Raw genomic sequence first — 17,973 nt, 5'->3', positions numbered from 1 at the left:
TTTATCCGCGCCGCAAAAGCGCGTGGCATCTTCCCTTGAGTATGGTCATTTTGACACTTCCAGATCGCCAAATCGGTATCCAATCCCCTTTTCGGTCACCAGATATTGTGGCATTCCGGGGTCATCCTCAATCTTTTCCCGCAATCGTTTGATATATAACCTTACATAATGGGCCTGATCGCTGCTGTGCTCTCCCCACACTGCACCGAGGATTCGTCGATACGACAATATCCGTCCCTGATTCATCACAAAAAGGTGAAACAGTTGATATTCCTTGGGCGTCATTGGAACGGGCACCCCGCCCTTGCGCACTGTATGGGTGAGATCATCCAGTTCCAAAACGCCAATGACCCAATGGGAAGACTCCGCGGATGAACCTGCCGGACGTCGCCGCAAATGCGCACGCAAGCGTGCGAATAGTTCGCCAATGGTAAACGGCTTGGTCAGATAGTCGTCGGCACCACCGTCGAGGGCCAGCACCTTGTCAGCCTCGCTGCCGCGCGCCGAGATGACGATGATCAACGTCTGTTCCCCTCCATGGTCGCGTAATCGATGGATCAATCCCTGCCCATCCCCATCAGGCAAAGCAAGGTCCAGCAGAATCAGGGCAAACGGCCGACCTTCCTGGATTTGCCGTTTTTCCCAAGCCTTCCAGGCATCTTTCAGCGTGGTTGCCCAGTGCAAGCGATACCCCGGTTCGCGGTCCATCGCCGCCTGTAGAAACCCGCCAATACTTGGGTCATCCTCCACCAGCAGGATATCCATATCGCCTTCGTGTATGGTCGTCATGGCTTAGTCTCCGTCAGGCGGCATAGGTGGCTCAGTCTCCCGAGGTACGGAAAAACAAAACACCGCACCGCGCACTGCGACCCGGTTACGCACCCAAATGCGTCCACCATGCAGTTCAATAATCGCAGCGCAAATCGCTAAACCTAGTCCGCTTCCACCCAACCCGACAGGGGGTTTAATCTGGCTGAAACGGGTGAATATTTCCTCTTCGCGACCGGGTGGTACGCCAAAGCCGTGGTCAATGACGCAAACGATAATCTCGGCATCGTTCGCATAGGCTTCTAATTCGATAGCGCGGTCGCTCGGGCTATATTTACAAGCATTTTCCAAGAGATTAGTGAGCACTTGCACCATGAGTTGCGGATCCACGCGGAACAACGGCAAGTCTTTGGATATCCGCGTCTGAAAAGGACGATCGGCACATACTGCCTTAACCTGATCGCGCGCGCTGACCAACAGGTCTTCCAGAGGAACCCATTCTTTTTTGATGTTGAGTCGCCCGGACTGCAATGCGGCCATGTGTAGAATGCGGTCCACGGTGTGTTCCATCTTTTGGGTTTGCTCACGGATGTTCTCCAAAAGATCGTGCTCATCGGCAGTCAAACCCTGCGCATTGCGCTGCAGCGTCGTCGCCGTACCCAGCACGCCGGCCAAAGGCGTCCGGAGGTCATGGGAAACGGCGCCTAGAAGTGCATTTTGCAATTGTTCGACCCGCAAACGGACATCCGCCTCAGTACGTTGCAGAGAGGCTTGCGCCGAATCAAGCGCCACCGCGATGAGTCGCGCCACCGTTTCGAGAAAGCGCAACCAGTCTGCAGGAGCCCGACGCAGGTCGAGATCCGACAGCATCATGACCCCCAGCGCACGCTCGCCGGACAGCATGGGCATAAACAGTGCCGGGATATCCGCCAACGTGTCGGTGCTCATCCCGGCATTTTTCTTATTCAAAAAGCTCCACCGGGCAGCGGCCCGCAGGTTGCGTTGTGGGGCCTCCAGTTCGGTGGACGCTGGAAACATCTGCAAAGGACTCCCCGCGTTGTCCGCCAGTGGTAACCAGAATGCGACTACAATACCCAGGGTCTGGTGCAATTTCTCGATGCTGGCGTTGAGAATCCCTTCGACACCACGGGCACTGCTGAGCGCCTGAACCAATTGATAGAGATTGCGGGCGCGTCGCTCGCGGATCCGGGCCATGAGCTCCTGTTCGCGGGATCGCGCCACCAGTTGACTGATGAGCAGGATCAGAGAGAGGATCAGCGCGAAGTAAGCAAGCGAGCCCACCGTGGTTGGCAAACCGCGATCCAGTCCAAACGAGTAGTAACTGACCACGGCGGCAATGAATGTGATGAGGGAGGGCCAGCGGCCGTACATCAGGGCGCTACCCACCGCGCCCAGCATGTAGAGCATGAAGATCCCGGCAAAACCCAGGTAAGCCCCCAGAGACCAGGCTAGGCCACTTAAAGCGAGACCAGTTACCCCGCTGATCACAAAAGCGCGATTCCGGGTGCGACGTCGCAAGGGCGTATCCACGATGCCGAGATATTGTTGATTCCGCAGGCGGCGATCTTCGGTAACGGCTTTTTTAACCGGTAACGGGTGAATCACCACATCAATGTCGCGCTCGCTGTTCAATAGATGCGCCGTCAAGGAACCGGGCCACCACCAAAGGAATTTACGCAAGCCCTGCGTCTGTCCGAGTACAACCTGGGTGACATCGCGCAGCCGCGCATAAGCCAAGACCTCCGCGCCGATATTTACTCCGGTCAAGCGTGCGGTTTCAGCACCCAAGCTTTCCGCAAGATGCAGGTGGTTCCATATCCATGCCTGGGTCTGAGGTTTCTGTAGCAAGCCGTGTGGGGTGTCCACATGAATCACCAGCCAGTCGGCCCGTTGAGCGGTCGCCAGATGATAAGCCGCGCGCACCAGATGCTCATCTTCCGGGCGGCCACTCACGGCTACCAATAAACGATCCCGGCTACCGCCACGCCGCCCCTCTTCCGGATTCTGTTGATGAAACTGTCGCAACTCCAGATCAACCCGGTCCGCTGCCAGTCGCAGTGCCAATTGCCTCAGGGCGATAAGGTTACCCTTACGAAAAAAATGCGTCATCGCGCGCTGACCGCGTTCGCCCAGGTACACCTTGCCCTCCTTGAGCCGTTGCAAGAGATCCTCGTCACTGATATCTACCAGAATCACTTCATCGGCCTGCTGGATGATCCGATCCGGCAGGGTCTCCTGAACCTGTACCCCGGTAATCTGCCGGACGACTTCGTGAACGCTCTCCAGGTGCTGAACATTCACGGTGGTCGCCACGGAAAGACCCGCGTCCAGCAGTTCTTCCAAATCCTGCCAGCGCTTCTTGTGGCGGGAGCCGGGAGCGTTGCTGTGGGCCAACTCGTCCAGCAGGAGCAGGCTAGGACGGCGGGCTAGGGCCGCATCCAGATCAAACTCTTCAAGCACAACATTTTTATATGGAATATGCACTCGTGGTAACACTGGCAGGGCATCGGCCAACGCCTGGGTTTCACTGCGCTGATGGGTTTCGACGACGCCCACTAAAACGTCCACCCCCTTGGCCATCTCCTGCTGCCCGTAACGTAGCATGGCGTAGGTCTTCCCGACGCCCGGGGCGGCACCCAAAAAAACCTTGAAACGTCCACGCTGGCACGTCCGTTCCTCCATCTGCACCTGTGCCAACAGGGCATCCGGATCAGGTCGTCCGTCTTCGCGATCTTCAGTGGACATCTGTCATTACCAAGTACCGGATACCACCGTCCATAACGCTCCCCCTTTGCCCGCGTTTGAGCATAGGCCAAAGCCCGGCCATTACCAAGCGGGTTAACGCCATCGTTACCCGTAATGCGTGATATTTACTCATAACTGTACATTTTATACATAATTTATAGATGATTTATATGGAATTTATAGATGCAATATTGCTAGGTTTTCATGCGGGCATATTATGATTGTGTGCGAGCTCTGGGCCCGTGTTCACGCAGGAGGTTGGCATGGAACTTGTGTACTTATTTATTATTATCGGTTTTTTCCTGACATCCATAGGGCTTGTTGAACTATTGGATCGCCTGAGGAGGATAAAATGAACGCGTTCGTGTGGATAGGCCTCGGATTGGGCATCATGCTCTTCATCTATCTTTTGGTATTTCTGATCAATCCGGAGCGGTTCCTATGATATTCACCATCATACTGACGGCTGCAGTTCTGTCGTTGACCATTCTGCTGGCATTACCTCTAGGTCGCTATATGCATCGCGTTTACTCTGGCGATCGGTTCTGGGCGACACGCCTGATGGGTCCCGTGGAGCAGGGACTGTACCGTATCACCGGAGTTTCTGCGAGCGAGGAAATGGGTTGGAAGCGCTACGCCATCGCCCTGTTGATCTTTAACCTGATCGGTGGCGTTTTTCTCTATGCATTGTTGTCGACGCAAGGTGCGCTGCCCCTCGATCCTTTACATTTCGGTGGCGTCCCAAGTGCTTCCGCATTCAATACTGCAGTCAGCTTTACCACCAATACCAATTGGCAGGATTACTCCGGTGGCTCCACGATGAGTTACCTCTCGCAGATGCTGGGTCTGACCGTGCAGAATTTCCTCTCGGCGGCGACGGGAATCACCATCGTCCTGCCCATCATTCGCGCCATCGTCCGCCATAAAACCAAGGATCTCGGAAATTTTTGGGTCGACATGACCCGCACCGTTCTCTACGTACTGCTTCCCCTCTCTGCGCTCTTTGCATTGATTCTTATGGAACAGGGTGTGGTCCAAACTCTCACCGGCGAGGTGCGGGCAGATCTTGTTGCACCCTTTGTATCCGGCGGTAAAACCATTCTTCATCAGATAATGCATGTGGGACCAGTGGCCTCGCAAGAAGCCATCATGATGCTCGGCAACAATGGCGGAGGCTTTTTCAACATGAACGATGCCCATCCTTTCGAAAATCCCACCGCTCTTACCAACTTTCTAGAATCCCTGGCCATGATTCTCATCCCCTCCGCACTCGTGTTCATGTTTGGGCATATGGCCAAGGCCAGGCGCACGGCATGGGCCATCCTGATTTCCATGCTGGTGCTCTTTGTCCCCCTGACCCTCGTAAGTCAGCACTATGAACTGGCCGGAAACCCCGTCCTGACCCAGTTGGGGATCACCCAGGCCGACACCGCGAGCCTTGCCGGTGGTGGCAATATGGAGGGGGTAGAAGACCGTATCGGTGCCGGCGCGACCGCGCTGTTTGCAACGCTGGCTACCGCGACCTCGACGGGGGCCGCTAACGGCGCCTACGACTCTCTCATGCCGCTGTCAGGGGGGGTAAACCTTTTCATGATGCAATTGGGTGAGGTCGTGTTTGGCGGCGTTGGCTCAGGGCTCGCCACTTTTCTCGCCTTCATGATTTTTGCCGTTTTTCTGGGCGGCCTCATGGTGGGACGCACACCGGAGTTTCTCGGCAAGAAGATTGAATCCTTTGAAATAAAAATGGCCTCATTATCCATTCTGGTCATGCCGTTGCTGGTGCTGATCGGCACTGCCCTTGCCGTCACCACGGCAGCGGGGCGAGCAGGTGTATTCAATCCCGGCGCGCACGGCTTCAGCGAGGTGCTCTATGCCGTAACGAGTCCGGCCAACAACAATGGCAGCGCATTCGGCGGTCTGAGCAGCGACACCCGATTCTACAACCTGCTCACCGGCATGTGCATATTGCTGGGCCGGTACTGGACCTATCTGCCGTTGCTGGCACTGGCAGGTGCCCTGGTCGAGAAAAAGAAAATCCCCGCTGGATCGGGAACATTGACGACTTACACGCCTATTTTCATCGGTCTGACGGTTGGCGTCATTCTTCTGGTTGGCGCGCTCAACTTCTTTCCGGCTCTGGCGCTGGGGCCAGTTGCGGAGCAGCTGGCACCCCCCTTGGCACCCTGACTCACTAAGGAATCATATCCATGGAATCTACCCACCATAAACATGCGACATCTCCAATCAACTGGAAGAACCAGAGTCGGGATGCGCTGTGGGACAGCTTCAGCATGCTCTCCCCGCGTCGCCAGTGGCACAATCCAGTGATGTTCGTCGTCTACATCGGCTCCTGGCTGCTGCTGGCCCTCTTTTTTCATGATCTGATCGTGCATAACCGGGAAGCGCCGTTTACCGGCGTGATCGACCTCTGGCTCTGGCTCACACTGATTTTTGCCAATTATGCGGAAGCACTGGCCGAGCGTCAGGGCGAGGCTCAGGCCAATAGCCTGCGGCAGAGCCGACAGGAAATTACGGCCAAAAAGCTGCCAAAACCGTTACACGAGGCGAGTTATAAGGAGGTTCCCGGCGCGAGTCTGCGCAGCGGTGACTTTGTCCTGATAGAAGCAGGAGACCTCGTGCCCACGGACGGCGAGGCTGTGCTAGGGGTCGCGGCCGTCGATGAAAGCGCCATCACGGGCGAAAGCGCGCCCGTCATCCGCGAAAGCGGTGGTGATCGTAGCGCGGTCACCGGTGGCACCAGGGTGATCTCGGACTGGCTCATCATCCGGGTGACGCAGGAGGCCGGTAACACCTTCCTCGACAAAATGATCGCCATGGTGGAGGGCGCGGCGCGGCGCAAAACCCCCAACGAAATCGCCCTGAGCATTCTGCTGGTGGTATTGACGCTGGTCTTTCTGACGGTCACGGTTACCCTGTATCCCTTTTCCTGGTATAGCGTGCATTATGCCAGCCACTCTGGATCAGTGATCAGCTTGACGGCGCTGGTCGCCTTGCTGGTCTGTCTGATTCCCACCACCATCGGAGCGCTGTTACCCGCCATCGGCATCGCCGGCATCGTGCGGTTGTTGCAATCCAATGTGGTGGCGACTTCCGGACGCGCCATCGAGGCGGCGGGTGACGTGGATGTGCTGCTCCTCGATAAAACCGGCACCATTACCTACGGCAACCGATCCGCGGTGGCGTTTTACCCGGTTTTGGCGGTCACTCAGGAAAGCCTCGCGCAGGCGGCCCGCCGCGCCTCTTTGGCCGATGAGACGCCGGAGGGCAAAAGTATCGTGACCCTTGCCGAAAAACATTACCCGCAAAGCCGGGAGATATTGCCGCCCGATGCCAAGCTGATTGCCTTTAGCGCCGAGACGCGCATGAGTGGGGTGGACTGGGATGGGCAGCAGTTGCGTAAGGGATCTCCCGACGCCATGAAGCTATGGGTTCAGTCGCTGGAAGGAACCTGGCCATCGGAACTGGATGCCGAGGTGCAGAAAATCGCCAGTGGCGGTGCGACACCACTGGCCGTATGTTCTGGCGCCGAGGTGTTGGGGGCCATCGAGTTGCGGGACATTGTCAAAGCCGACATCAAATCGCGCTTTGCCGAATTGCGGGAGATGGGTATCCGCACGGTCATGGTGACCGGCGACAATCCGTTGACCGCCGCCGCCATTGCCGCCGAAGCCGGGGTCGATGACTATCTCGCGGAGGCCAAACCCGAAACCAAACTCGCCCGCATCCGCGAGTATCAGAATGAGGGCTACATGGTCGCGATGACCGGGGACGGCACCAATGACTCGCCGGCCCTGGCCCAGGCCGATGTCGGTCTCTGCATGGCCAGTGGTACTCAGGCGGCGCGCGAAGCCTCCAACATGGTCGACCTGGACTCCAACCCCACCAAACTGCTGGAGATCGTCCAGATCGGCAAACAACTGCTGATGACCCGCGGCGCCCTCACCACCTTTAGCGTGGCGAACGATGTGGCCAAATACTTCGCCATCATCCCGGCAGCGTTTGTATCGACTTATCCCCAATTAGGCGCGCTGAACATCATGGGCTTGAGCTCGCCTGCCCATGCCATCATGGCTGCGGTCATTTTTAACGCCCTCATCATCCCCTTTTTGATTCCGCTGGCCCTCAAGGGCATCAAGTTCCGCGCGGACTCGGCGCAGCACATTCTTCGCCGCAACGTGTGGATCTATGGATTGGGCGGCATTATTGCGCCATTTATCTTTATCAAACTGATCGACATGCTACTGGTTGTACTGTAGGAGGATGACGCCATGATCAAAGACATCAAAACTGCGCTGTTGCTGTTCCTGGTTCTGGCCGTGATGACCGGTCTGATCTATCCCATGGCGATGACAGGCATCGGCCAGATCGTGTTTCCCCATCAGGCCAACGGCTCTCTCATTCGTCAGCATGGACGGGTCGTGGGTTCCAGCCTCATTGGTCAGTATTTCCGCGAACCGCGGTACTTCTGGAGCCGCCCTTCGGCGACTTCACCGGTGCCATACAACGGGGCGGGGTCCGGTGCCTCCAATCTGGGGCCGAACAATCCTGTTCTGGCACAGCACGTGGCGGCGCGGATCAAGGCCCTTAAAGCCGCGGACCCTGCCGAGAAAGGCCCGGTTCCGGTGGATCTCGTGACGTCTTCCGCGAGTGGTCTGGACCCGGATATCAGCGTTGCTGCGGCGCTCTATCAAATCTCGCGCATTGCGCAGGCTGGCGGTATCAACACCGTGACCTTGCGCCATCTGGTCCAGCAAAACACGACGGAACCATTGCTGGGCTTCATCGGCGAACCAGTGGTCAATGTCGTGAAACTCAACCTCGCGTTGCATGAGCGATATGTCACCGCGCAGGTGGCAACGGGCTCCCTCACGAAAGGAGCAAAATCATGACGACTCCCTTTCTATTCTATTGGCCCAACGCAGAAACCATACCGGGGATGGCCTTCGCCAAAGGACGCGTATCCGTATCCGCTGAGAGTACCAGCATCAGGAGCGCATCCGCTCCCACTGGCACAAAGAGTGCCGTATGCCTGCCACAGCGAATGCTGATCTCTTGTGCCGGGCAATCGGCAAGACCAGAACTGATATGCTCCGCAAGACGCATAACGGCAGCCCCGGCGATACCAATAAGACTCTGGTCCGCTATCGTTTCTCCCTTCTGAAAAATCACCGCCCCTTCGTTGGAGATCAGCGCGGCACCTTGTATTTCTGGCGACATGGCGTCTAGCTGCGCATTGAGATCGTCAAACATGTCCTGATTCAAGATGCACCTCCTTCAGAGATTCTCGGGAATAGGAAACTGAAAGTCCTTCTGGGTCAACAGATCAGGTCCCGATTCCAACCCCTCGAACCAGTCGAGGAAAGCCGTGACCGTCTCCCGTCCTTTAAAGGATGCGCCGTGCTGCGGCACAATCCACTCGATATCCATACCCCGTACCATATTGGTCCAGAGTCTGCAGACTTTCTGGCCTCCCATATAACGACGGTGGAAACCATCCATGCCAGACGCAGCGCGATGCGCCTGGAAGGCCTCTGCACCTTCGATCACCTTGGAGGCATCATGCCCACTGACCAGGTTGGCACCCAGATCTCCGGAGAACAGAATCTTGCTCACCGGATCGTAAACCTGGAAATTGCCCACCGAATGCATGTAATGCGCGGGCACAACAAAGAGTTCCTGCCCCGCCAGATTGACCCTCATGCCCTGCGGCGGGATGCCGATGACCCGCCCTGCGGTCATCCCCTTCGAGCAAAAATGCGGCAGGAAACGGGTCCATTCATTGGCGATGAGAATCTTCGCGTCGGTGATCAGCAACCAGCCGTTGGCAGAGGCAACAATATCCGGGTCCTCGTGAGAGGCAAATACATAATCGAGATGCGCCGGCAGGAAATAGCTCGCCATCTCTGCCAGCAGGTTCTTGTATGTGAGGTTACCGCCGGGATCGAGCAGCATCCCTTCCCCATTATTAACAATAAGGAATTGATTGGCCTGAATCCCATCGCCCTCCACCAGATCGGTGAAGGCAATGCATTTATGCGTTCCGTCGTCATACAGCAACTGTGGCATTATGGGCTCCTATGCAGGTGATACCGGCCCTGCCATTAAGCAGGGCAACAGAATTAAAACGCTATAAATATAACAGTATTATTTCATACTATTGTTTTTTAAGCACGCTATCAAAAAGCGACCCCGCACAGCAACCCGTCTGGGTGGTTTTTTCACCCAGACGGGAACCTGATGGATGAGATTGGGCCTGCCGGGCTGAGTGTCGGGGCTTGGCCGTGCTTGCATAGCGGCGATACCTCTTTTACAATGCGGGCATTCAGTTGAGCTGAATCAGCGCAGCGCGAATCAGAACGCTCCCTCCATCAGGAGGTTTGGGTACGACAGGTCTCCTGATCGTGCCTTTTTTATTTTGAACTGCCACTTTTTCAGAGGTCGTGGAATTTATGGGTGAGATAACGAGGGCGCTCATCAGCGTTTCCGACAAACGGGGCGTCGTGGAATTTGCCCGGCGGCTGCAGGATTTCGGCGTGGAAATACTCTCTACCGGCGGCACCGCCAAGGTCTTGATGGCCGATGGTGTCGCGGTGCAAGAAGTGAGCGACTACACCAGCTTCCCGGAACTGCTGGAGGGCCGCCTCAAAACCCTGCACCCCAAAATCCACGGCGGGCTGCTGGCGAAGCGCGGCAACAGTAGTCACGTCCGACAAATGGCCGAACATGGCATTCCCGCCATCGATCTTCTCTGCGTCAATCTTTATCCCTTCGCCGAGACTGTCGCCAGCGCCGATTGCACACTGGAAGAAGCCATCGAAAACATCGACATCGGTGGCCCGACCATGCTCCGTGCGGCGGCGAAGAACTGGGAGAACGTCACCGTCCTCGTCGACCCCGATGACTATCCCGCCGTACTGCAGGAGATGGAACAGAGTTACGGCGGCATCGGTGCCAGCACCCGCTTCCGTCTGGCTACCAAGGTCTTCGCCCACACCACGCAATATGACGGTGCTATCGCCAACTATCTTTCCAGATTCAATCCCGATGGCAGCCGGACAATCTTCCCACAAACCCTGTCCTTGCAATTTGAGAAGGTCCAGGACCTGCGCTACGGTGAAAACCCTCATCAGACCGCATCCTTCTACCGCGACGGCAGCGGCGGCGGACTGGCGAACGCCCGTCAGTTGCAAGGCAAGGAATTGTCTTACAATAACATCGGGGACGGCGATGCCGCCGTCGCGCTGGTGATGGAATTTGCCGAACCCGCCTGTTGCGTGGTGAAGCACGGTAATCCCTGCGGCGCAGCCGTGGGACTGGATCTGCTCGGCGCCTATCAGCGCGCGTGGGCCGGCGATCCGGTATCCGCCTTTGGCGGCATCATCGCCTGTAACCGGCCGCTGGATGCCCAAACCGCTGAACTCATGAGCGGCCAATTTGTCGAGATGGTGCTGGCGCCCACTATTTCGCCCGACGCCCGGCCCATTCTGGCCAAAAAGAAAAACCTGCGCGTACTCGCCTTCGACGATGGTCGCGCTTGGCGGCGGGCGGGCTGGGATTACAAACGCGTGCGCGGCGGCCTGCTGGTACAGGACTTTGACCAGAGCATCGAAGCGGAGGCGGATTGGAAAGTGGTCTCGGAACGCGCGCCGACGACACAGGAGGCCCGTGACTTGGCCTTTGTCTGGCGGGTCGGTAAATACGTGCGCTCCAACGCCATTGTCTATGGCCGCGAAGGCCAGACCATCGGCATCGGTGCGGGGCAGATGAGCCGAGTAGACGCAGCCAGGTGCGGCGCGGCCAAGGCCTTGGAACTAGGCTTCGATCTGCACGGCGCGGCGCTGGCTTCTGACGCCTTTTTCCCTTTCCGCGATGGGGTCGATGCGGCGGCGGCTGCGGGCGTAAAGGTGATTATCCAACCCGGCGGCTCCATCCGTGATGAAGAAGTCATCGCCAGCGCCAATGAACACGGCATCGCCATGGTCTTTACCGGCGTGCGCCATTTCCGGCATGGTTAAGGAGGGGACGCAGATGGGTGCAAAAGTCATGGTCCTCGGCGGTGGCGGACGCGAACATGCCATCGCCTGGAAACTGGCCCAGTCAGCGGTGGTGGCGAAGGTCTACTGCGTGCCCGGCAATCCCGGTACGGCGGCGGAAGCCAAGGTCCATAATTTGGCCCTGAAAGCGACCGACGCCGGTCAGGTGGTCGCCGCCGCCCATGCGCTGGACATCGCGCTGGTCGTCATTGGTCCCGAAGCACCACTGGTAGCGGGCGTGGGTGATGCCCTGCGCCGGGCTGGTATCCCGGTCTTTGGCCCCAATGCAGCCGGAGCGATGCTGGAGGGCAGCAAAGCCCACGCCAAAACCTTCATGGAACGGCACGGCCTTCCCACCGCCCGGTACGGACGTTTTACCGATGCTGACGCGGCCCTCGGCTACCTGCGTGACCATCCGTTGCCGATGGTGGTCAAAGCCGACGGCCTGGCCGCTGGCAAGGGGGTCGTCGTAGCTTTCGAGCGAACAGAAGCTGAGGCCGCCGCACGCCAGTTCCTGCAATGGGGTCCCATCATCATCGAGGAGTTTCTGGAAGGTGAGGAAGCCAGCTTCATCGCCATTGTGGCGGATGGTCAAGTCCTACCACTGGCGGGGTCACAGGATCACAAACGCCTGCGCGACGGCGATCGGGGTCCCAATACCGGTGGTATGGGTGCCTACTCCCCGACCCCCATCTTGGATACTGCCATGAGTGAGCGAGTGTTACGCGAAGTGATGCGCCCCGCGGCAGAAGGGTTAATGACGGACCGTACGCCCTACTGCGGCTTCCTCTATGCCGGCCTGATGATCGGTCCCGCCGGGCCCAAGGTGCTGGAGTTCAACTGTCGGCTAGGCGATCCCGAGACACAACCGCTGATGATGCGTTTGCGTTCCGATCTCTATACGCTTTTGCTGACCGCGGCCCGCGGCGATCCACTGCCGAAGGCACTCGACTGGGACAGTCGCGCTGCCCTCTGCATCGTACTGGCCACTGCGGGTTATCCTGACCATCCGCGGCTAGGTGACCCCATTCTCGGTCTCAATAAGACGCAGGGGGATACTGTCAAAATCTTCCATGCCGGGACTACGACAGAGCACGACACCGTCATCACGGCTGGTGGCCGGGTGCTCGGCGTCACGGCACTGGGAGAAAGCCTGTCGATCGCACAGCAACGGGCTTACGCCGCCGTCGCCGATATCCGCTGGCCGGGCTTGCAGTATCGGCAGGACATCGGCTACCGTGGCCTGCGGCGCGCCTGACCGCGTTTTCGACTGATGCTACCTCGTCATCCACGTCGACAGGATGTTCGCCGGGGGATAGCGCATTTACGGCGCGGTGGGGTCATCGCCTATCCTACGGAAGGAGTCTGGGGACTGGGCTGCGACCCGCGCCAACGCCGCGCGCTACGCCGGGTTCTGGTCCTCAAAAGGCGTCCACAACATAAAGGCGTTCTTCTGGTAGCAGGCCGGGTGGCAGAAACCCGGCAGTACTGGTCTGCGCAAGGAATAGACCCGGCACTGCCGGCACGACTCTGGCCCGGAACGACACTGGTACTTCCCACCACACCGAAAGTCCCTTTCTGGATACGCGGACGCCATGAGAGCATCGCAGTGCGGATCAGTACCCACCCGGCCATCGTCGCCTTGTCCCACGCCTTTGGCGGCGCCATAGTCTCCACCAGCGCCAATCCGGCAGGGCAACAACCAGCCCGTGACTTGCGCGCCTTGTACCGCTATTTTGGTCGTTCCCTGTGGATATTACCGGCCCGGCTGGGCCGTCAACGCCGCCCCAGCCGTATTGTCGATGCCCGCAGCGGCCGTATCTTACGGGAGTAACAGCATGCAACAGCCATCCTTAGACGAAATGGAAGCCTTCCTCCGCAGCCTCCAGGATCGCGTCTGCGACGCCCTGGAAGCAGCGGACGGCACCGCAAAATTCCGCGAAGATCTGTGGGAACGGCCCAGCGGTGGCGGCGGTCGCACCCGGGTTATTGTCAACGGCGCTTTGCTGGAAAAAGGCGGGGTCAACTTCTCCAAAGTTCATGGCGACCAGCTTCCCCCCTCGGCTACCGCACACCGCCCTGAACTGGCCGGACAGACCTTCACCGCTCTTGGGGTCTCTCTGGTACTGCATTGCCGCAACCCCTACGTCCCCATCGTACACATGAACTACCGATTCTTCTCGGCGGGACCAGTGTGGTGGTTCGGCGGCGGCGCCGACCTGACGCCCATCTACGGCTTTGAGGAAGACGCCCGTCATTTCCATAGCACCCTCAAAACCGCCTGTGATCGCCATGACCCAGGCTTTTATCCGCGCTTCAAAGCCTGGTGTGACGACTACTTCACCATCAGGCACCGTCAGGAAATGCGCGGTATCGGCGGTATATTTTTCGACGATCTCAATGGCGATGGCGAGCTTCTGCAAGCCTTCTGGGAGGATATGGCCAACAGCTTCCTCGCCAGCTATCTGCCCATCGTCGCCCGGCGCCGGGACCTGCCCTACGGCGAACGCGAGCGGCAATTTCAACTTCTGCGCCGGGGGCGCTATGCGGAATTCAACCTCGTCTATGACCGCGGCACCCTCTTCGGCCTACAGTCCGGCGGGCGCACCGAAAGTATCCTCATGTCCCTGCCCCCCCTGGCGGCCTGGACCTACGACTGGCATGGCGAAGCCGGTAGCCCCGAAGCCCGCCTCAAGGAGGACTTCCTCACACCCAGGGATTGGGCGTGAGCTACGGTCTGCTGCGCCCCCTGCTTTTTACGCTGGACCCGGAGCGCGCCCACACCCTGAGCATCGCTGCGCTGGAAACACTGGGGCGCATGCCGCAAAGCATGGCCTGCCTGACAAAGCACTATAGCGTCACCGATCCCCGTCTGGCGCAGGACTTTTGGGGCCTGCATTTTCCCAACCCCGTCGGTCTCGCTGCCGGCTACGACAAGGACGCCCGCGCCGCCACCGCCCTCCCCGCCCTCGGTTTCGGCTTCATCGAAATCGGCACAGTGACCCCGCGCCCGCAGCCGGGTAATCCGCGCCCCCGGGTCTTTCGTTATCCGGCACAGCAGGCGGTCATCAACCGCATGGGTTTCCCCGGTGAAGGGGCTGCGGCAGTTGCCCACAGACTGGCGGCGTTAACTAGCCATCCGGTGCCTATCGGCATCAATCTCGGCAAAAACAAGGATACCCCGCTGGAGCAGGCGCAGGACGACTATGTCGCCGCGCTGGAGTTGCTCTTTCACTATGGCGACTATCTCTGCATCAATGTCAGCTCACCCAACACGCCTGGGCTGCGACTGCTGCAGGGGGAGGAGGCCTTACGGGGACTGCTCAGGGCAGTTACCGCAGCCAACCAGCGTCTGGCCTTGCAGCATCAGCGCCCCCCTCTGCCGCTGCTCCTGAAAATCGCTCCAGATCTGGATAATGATGACCTCGACGCTATCGGTTGTCTGGCCTTAGGCACGGAACCTCTGGTGGATGGTTTTGTTGCCACCAATACCACTGTAGAACGCCCGGTCTCCCAGCCTGGACTCTCCGAAAGCGGGGGTCTGAGCGGTGCACCATTGCTGGAGCGATCCAATGCCGTCATCGCGCAACTCTATCGAGCGACCCAGGGACAGGTACCCATCATTGGTGTCGGTGGTATCCTCAGTGCGGCAGATGCCTATGCCAAGATCCAGGCTGGGGCCAGCCTGTTGCAGATCTATAGCGGGCTCATTTTCCGGGGACCGGCACTGGTGCGGGAGATTCTGGAAACACTGCCGGAGCTGTGGTTGAAGGATGGTTATCCCGACCTTACGCACGCACGGGGTAGTGCCGCCTGATATCCTCTCTGCCGCGGAAATCATTGCCCTTGCGCACGCATCATATAGTGTAATCGAGGTGAGGCTGCCAAAGGTGGAGGACTACAGAAGCGGACTTGCTGGACGGTATGGCAAAATCAGGGCGTGGCTAACGTATTGGTAGTCGTTATGGAATACCCAAGGTTGCCGGGTCCTGCCTTCTCGCCATGGAGAAGGCTTAACATCGCCAGCCTGACCAATCAGATACTGAAGTGCTTAGGTTTCTGACCCCAATCAAAGGCACCCATCATGTCGTAAGCATTGTGGTCACGATGGTTGAGGGCCCGCAGACCAAAACGGGTTTCGATGAATTTAAGGATGCTGGCCGTGCTGGCCAGGTGATGGTCCACCAAACCCTGGCGCGCCCAAGGACTGATAAGCAGGGCCGGGGTACGGGTGCCGAATCCGTAGTCGTCCACCACTTTAGGCGGCAGCGAATCCCAGAAGCCACCGCCTTCGTCATAGGTAATGAAGATGGCGGTTTTGTCCCAGGCCGGGCCATCAGCGGCAGCGCGCACCAATTGCTCCACCCATTCCATGCCATAAACGGGTGCACAGTCGGCCGGATGCTCGTCATGGGCGGCACTGGCCCTGACAAAGGAGACACCGGGCAGTTTGCCGGCTCGGGCATCGGCGAGAAAGTCGTCACTGTCGCGCATACGACCGCCCTTCACATATTCTGGCCAACGCGGGTAGTACTGGAAGGGGTTATGGTGGGCTACATACAACTGACCCGTGTCAATCACCGCCGAGCCGTCGCCAGGGCCAAAAGCGGTCTTAAGCGCCCACGGCTTTACGCGGTTCCAGTTTTCGTTATACCAGGCCCAGGATACTTTGGCGCCATCCAGACGGTCACCGATATTGTCGTAGGTCTGTGCCTCCGGGGGTGGGGATATCTTCAAGGCCTTCACGGCATCCGCATTGGTCGGTCCCTGCACCGGCGGCAGATCGTTGACCAAGACTTTTTTGTGGTCATAGGGCAGATCAAAGAAGCTGTGTTCCAGACCGGCGTCTTTCGGATCGAAAGGTGCGCAAATATCCTTGGGCGCATTGGGATAGACACAGGAGCGGGCGGCCACCAGATAGAGCGCATTGCCGGTACTGCCGCCGCTCATGGCCTGAAAGAAATGATCAAAGAGCGTGTACTGGTGCGCGACACGGTGATAGAAGGGCAGATCTTCACCGGTATAATACCCCAGCACCGGACCACTGGGTCGAGCCAGATCAAAGGCGGTCTGCTCCGGGCTCATTTTTTTGAATTCGTCCCGCGACAAAAGGGTTTTGCTACCGCCCGCCAGAGCTACGAAACGGTCCATCTTACCGTTATGAACCTCCGCCATCATGCGGAAAAACCGATGTTTTGGATCCCAATGTACATTGCCTTTGGCGGGAATATAGGGCGCCATGTGGAAGGGCTGGTTAGGCAATTGCACGTTCTGAAAACCCGGAATATCCGTAGGTAACGGTAGGTTATCATAAGCGATACCCGCCGGATTTTTCTGCAAACCGAAAAAACGATGATCCAACTGCCCCTGTGCATCTAACAAATTGATAATCTGTTGCCCGTTTTTCGGCTGGAAGGTACCGAAGTAATGATCAAAACTGCGGTTCTCCTGAAATATCACCACCACATGCTCAACCTTTTGACGCAGGAGATTTTCCTCGCTGATTCCCGCAGCTCGTGCCACACCCAGCAGATGCGGAGCGGCGATAACCGCACTGCTCCCCAGTCCCAACTGCGTCAAAAACTGTCGACGATTTTGTGGCCCCATAGAAAACACCCTCGTTCATCTCAATCACCCATGAAACTATCACATCAGCGCTACGAGGAGTGGCTTGATAAATGTACCTCCACATTAAAATTGCTGGCATGCTTCGGCATATTCTTGGTAAAGGGCGGATAAGTACCCTCTTCCACCGATTTCAGCGCCGCCTTATCAATTGATCCCACACCACTGGATTGGGCAATTCTCGCCCACAGTAGTCGGCCCGACGGCGTCAATCGGAAGGTGATCACGGCGGTGCCACTCAAATGCATCATCCGGACGGCCTCCGGAACATGCGCATCGGCCTGAACACGGGTGCGCACCATGCCAGCGTACTGATCTACAGCCGCCTCACGTGCAGCCATGCTTGGCGCCGGAGGGGGTGGTGGCGGTGGCGGCGTGGTTACCGGCGGACTAGGCGGTACCACTGGTGCCGTAGGCAAGGGTGTTTTGGCCATCAACGGCTTGGGCGCAGGCGCGTGATGCACTACCGGCTTCGGCTGCGGAATGGGATGAGGTAGCGGCTTAGGCACCGGCTTCGGATGCACTACCGGCTTCGGTGGCGGTGGCACCGGCTTGGGTTTGGGAGGTGCCGGTTGCACCATGTGAATGGCGATAATCTTCTTTACCATTAGCTTAGGTGCTGGTGTATTACCACCCCCCCAAATCAATCCACCTACCAACACTACCTCTAACACTGCGCCAATCAACAATGCGCGTCCGAAATGCCCCTTCGGACGTTGTGGTGCCCAGGATGGATCACTGACAATTGTATTCACCGATT

General features: G+C 58.1%; 15 protein-coding genes. 9 read left to right on the top strand and 6 right to left on the bottom strand.

Translation table 11 applies throughout. The features are described 5' to 3' along the window. Positions 1-45 precede the first annotated feature (45 nt). Together PJU76_RS03970 and PJU76_RS03965 are read right to left on the bottom strand one after the other, a co-directional pair. A complete protein-coding gene (locus PJU76_RS03970; RefSeq protein WP_215860914.1) occupies positions 46-789 on the bottom strand; it encodes a winged helix-turn-helix domain-containing protein in 744 nt (247 codons plus the stop codon). Positions 790-792: 3 nt separating this feature from the next. Continuing rightward, positions 793-3,534: a sensor histidine kinase gene (locus tag PJU76_RS03965; RefSeq protein WP_271780573.1), complete on the bottom strand. Its 2,742-nt coding sequence runs from the start codon at positions 3,532-3,534 to the stop codon at positions 793-795. A gap of 352 nt (positions 3,535-3,886) precedes the next feature. Between PJU76_RS03965 and kdpF the strand changes: the two genes are divergently transcribed. The 4 genes from kdpF to kdpC are packed head-to-tail and all read left to right on the top strand — an operon-like array spanning position 3,887 to position 8,444. After that, the gene (gene kdpF, locus PJU76_RS03960) at positions 3,887-3,979 is read left to right on the top strand and encodes a K(+)-transporting ATPase subunit F (RefSeq protein WP_215850130.1); all 93 of its coding nucleotides are present in this window, start codon (positions 3,887-3,889) and stop codon (positions 3,977-3,979) included. Beyond that, positions 3,976-5,721 carry a potassium-transporting ATPase subunit KdpA gene (kdpA, locus tag PJU76_RS03955; RefSeq protein ID WP_271780572.1) on the top strand — a complete coding sequence of 582 codons (1,746 nt, stop codon included), beginning with the start codon at positions 3,976-3,978 and terminating at the stop codon, positions 5,719-5,721. The genes kdpF and kdpA overlap by 4 nt, the downstream gene beginning before the upstream one ends. 20 nt (positions 5,722-5,741) lie before the next feature. Beyond that, positions 5,742-7,811 carry a potassium-transporting ATPase subunit KdpB gene (kdpB, locus tag PJU76_RS03950; RefSeq protein ID WP_271780571.1) on the top strand — a complete coding sequence of 690 codons (2,070 nt, stop codon included), beginning with the start codon at positions 5,742-5,744 and terminating at the stop codon, positions 7,809-7,811. Between the two features lie 12 nt (positions 7,812-7,823). Continuing rightward, on the top strand, positions 7,824-8,444 hold the full coding sequence (kdpC, locus tag PJU76_RS03945; RefSeq protein ID WP_271780570.1) for a potassium-transporting ATPase subunit KdpC: 621 nt from the start codon (positions 7,824-7,826) through the stop codon (positions 8,442-8,444). Positions 8,445-8,460: 16 nt separating this feature from the next. On the opposite strand, the gene PJU76_RS03940 is transcribed toward kdpC, so the two are convergent. Together PJU76_RS03940 and PJU76_RS03935 are read right to left on the bottom strand one after the other, a co-directional pair. Beyond that, positions 8,461-8,817 (bottom strand): roadblock/LC7 domain-containing protein, encoded by a 357-nt coding sequence (locus PJU76_RS03940; RefSeq protein ID WP_271780569.1) that lies wholly within the window; start codon positions 8,815-8,817, stop codon positions 8,461-8,463. 12 nt (positions 8,818-8,829) lie between these two features. Next, positions 8,830-9,621, bottom strand: coding sequence for an oxygen-binding di-iron domain-containing protein (locus PJU76_RS03935; protein WP_271780568.1), 792 nt, complete (start codon positions 9,619-9,621; stop codon positions 8,830-8,832). Between the two features lie 383 nt (positions 9,622-10,004). Between PJU76_RS03935 and purH the strand changes: the two genes are divergently transcribed. Genes purH through PJU76_RS03910 form a run of 5 tightly spaced genes read left to right on the top strand, consistent with a single transcriptional unit; the run spans position 10,005 to position 15,405 of the window. Then, entirely contained in the window at positions 10,005-11,570 is a 1,566-nt protein-coding gene (gene purH / locus PJU76_RS03930) for a bifunctional phosphoribosylaminoimidazolecarboxamide formyltransferase/IMP cyclohydrolase (protein ID WP_271780567.1), read from the top strand. A 13-nt stretch (positions 11,571-11,583) separates the two neighbouring features. Beyond that, the gene (purD, locus tag PJU76_RS03925) at positions 11,584-12,846 is read left to right on the top strand and encodes a phosphoribosylamine--glycine ligase (RefSeq protein ID WP_271780566.1); all 1,263 of its coding nucleotides are present in this window, start codon (positions 11,584-11,586) and stop codon (positions 12,844-12,846) included. A gap of 15 nt (positions 12,847-12,861) precedes the next feature. Next, positions 12,862-13,422: an L-threonylcarbamoyladenylate synthase gene (locus tag PJU76_RS03920; protein WP_271780565.1), complete on the top strand. Its 561-nt coding sequence runs from the start codon at positions 12,862-12,864 to the stop codon at positions 13,420-13,422. 4 nt (positions 13,423-13,426) lie between these two features. Further along, a complete protein-coding gene (gene hemF / locus PJU76_RS03915; RefSeq protein ID WP_271780564.1) occupies positions 13,427-14,317 on the top strand; it encodes an oxygen-dependent coproporphyrinogen oxidase in 891 nt (296 codons plus the stop codon). After that, positions 14,314-15,405: a quinone-dependent dihydroorotate dehydrogenase gene (locus PJU76_RS03910; RefSeq protein ID WP_271780563.1), complete on the top strand. Its 1,092-nt coding sequence runs from the start codon at positions 14,314-14,316 to the stop codon at positions 15,403-15,405. Before hemF ends, PJU76_RS03910 begins: the two co-directional genes overlap by 4 nt. Before the next feature lie 218 nt (positions 15,406-15,623). On the opposite strand, the gene PJU76_RS03905 is transcribed toward PJU76_RS03910, so the two are convergent. Continuing rightward, the gene (locus PJU76_RS03905) at positions 15,624-17,195 is read right to left on the bottom strand and encodes an alkaline phosphatase family protein (protein ID WP_271780562.1); all 1,572 of its coding nucleotides are present in this window, start codon (positions 17,193-17,195) and stop codon (positions 15,624-15,626) included. A 50-nt stretch (positions 17,196-17,245) separates the two neighbouring features. Beyond that, positions 17,246-17,968, bottom strand: coding sequence for a TonB family protein (locus tag PJU76_RS03900; protein ID WP_271780561.1), 723 nt, complete (start codon positions 17,966-17,968; stop codon positions 17,246-17,248). Positions 17,969-17,973: the final 5 nt, after the last annotated feature.

Source organism: Acidithiobacillus ferriphilus (assembly GCF_028215975.1).
Classification (GTDB): domain Bacteria; phylum Pseudomonadota; class Gammaproteobacteria; order Acidithiobacillales; family Acidithiobacillaceae; genus Acidithiobacillus; species Acidithiobacillus ferriphilus.
This window is presented reverse-complemented; position numbering and strand designations above follow the sequence as displayed.

Bases quoted from the DNA above. Each gene is read 5' to 3' on its own strand.
- hemF (WP_271780564.1), top strand. From the start codon at position 13,427: ATGCAACAGCCATCCTTAGACGAAATGGAAGCCTTCCTCCGCAGCCTC.
- kdpC (WP_271780570.1), top strand. From the start codon at position 7,824: ATGATCAAAGACATCAAAACTGCGCTGTTGCTGTTCCTGGTTCTGGCC.
- kdpB (WP_271780571.1), top strand. From the start codon at position 5,742: ATGGAATCTACCCACCATAAACATGCGACATCTCCAATCAACTGGAAG.
- PJU76_RS03970 (WP_215860914.1), bottom strand. From the start codon at position 789: ATGACGACCATACACGAAGGCGATATGGATATCCTGCTGGTGGAGGAT.
- purD (WP_271780566.1), top strand. From the start codon at position 11,584: ATGGGTGCAAAAGTCATGGTCCTCGGCGGTGGCGGACGCGAACATGCC.
- purH (WP_271780567.1), top strand. From the start codon at position 10,005: ATGGGTGAGATAACGAGGGCGCTCATCAGCGTTTCCGACAAACGGGGC.
- kdpF (WP_215850130.1), top strand. From the start codon at position 3,887: ATGAACGCGTTCGTGTGGATAGGCCTCGGATTGGGCATCATGCTCTTC.
- kdpA (WP_271780572.1), top strand. From the start codon at position 3,976: ATGATATTCACCATCATACTGACGGCTGCAGTTCTGTCGTTGACCATT.
- PJU76_RS03935 (WP_271780568.1), bottom strand. From the start codon at position 9,621: ATGCCACAGTTGCTGTATGACGACGGAACGCATAAATGCATTGCCTTC.
- PJU76_RS03920 (WP_271780565.1), top strand. From the start codon at position 12,862: ATGCTACCTCGTCATCCACGTCGACAGGATGTTCGCCGGGGGATAGCG.
- PJU76_RS03965 (WP_271780573.1), bottom strand. From the start codon at position 3,534: ATGTCCACTGAAGATCGCGAAGACGGACGACCTGATCCGGATGCCCTG.
- PJU76_RS03905 (WP_271780562.1), bottom strand. From the start codon at position 17,195: ATGGGGCCACAAAATCGTCGACAGTTTTTGACGCAGTTGGGACTGGGG.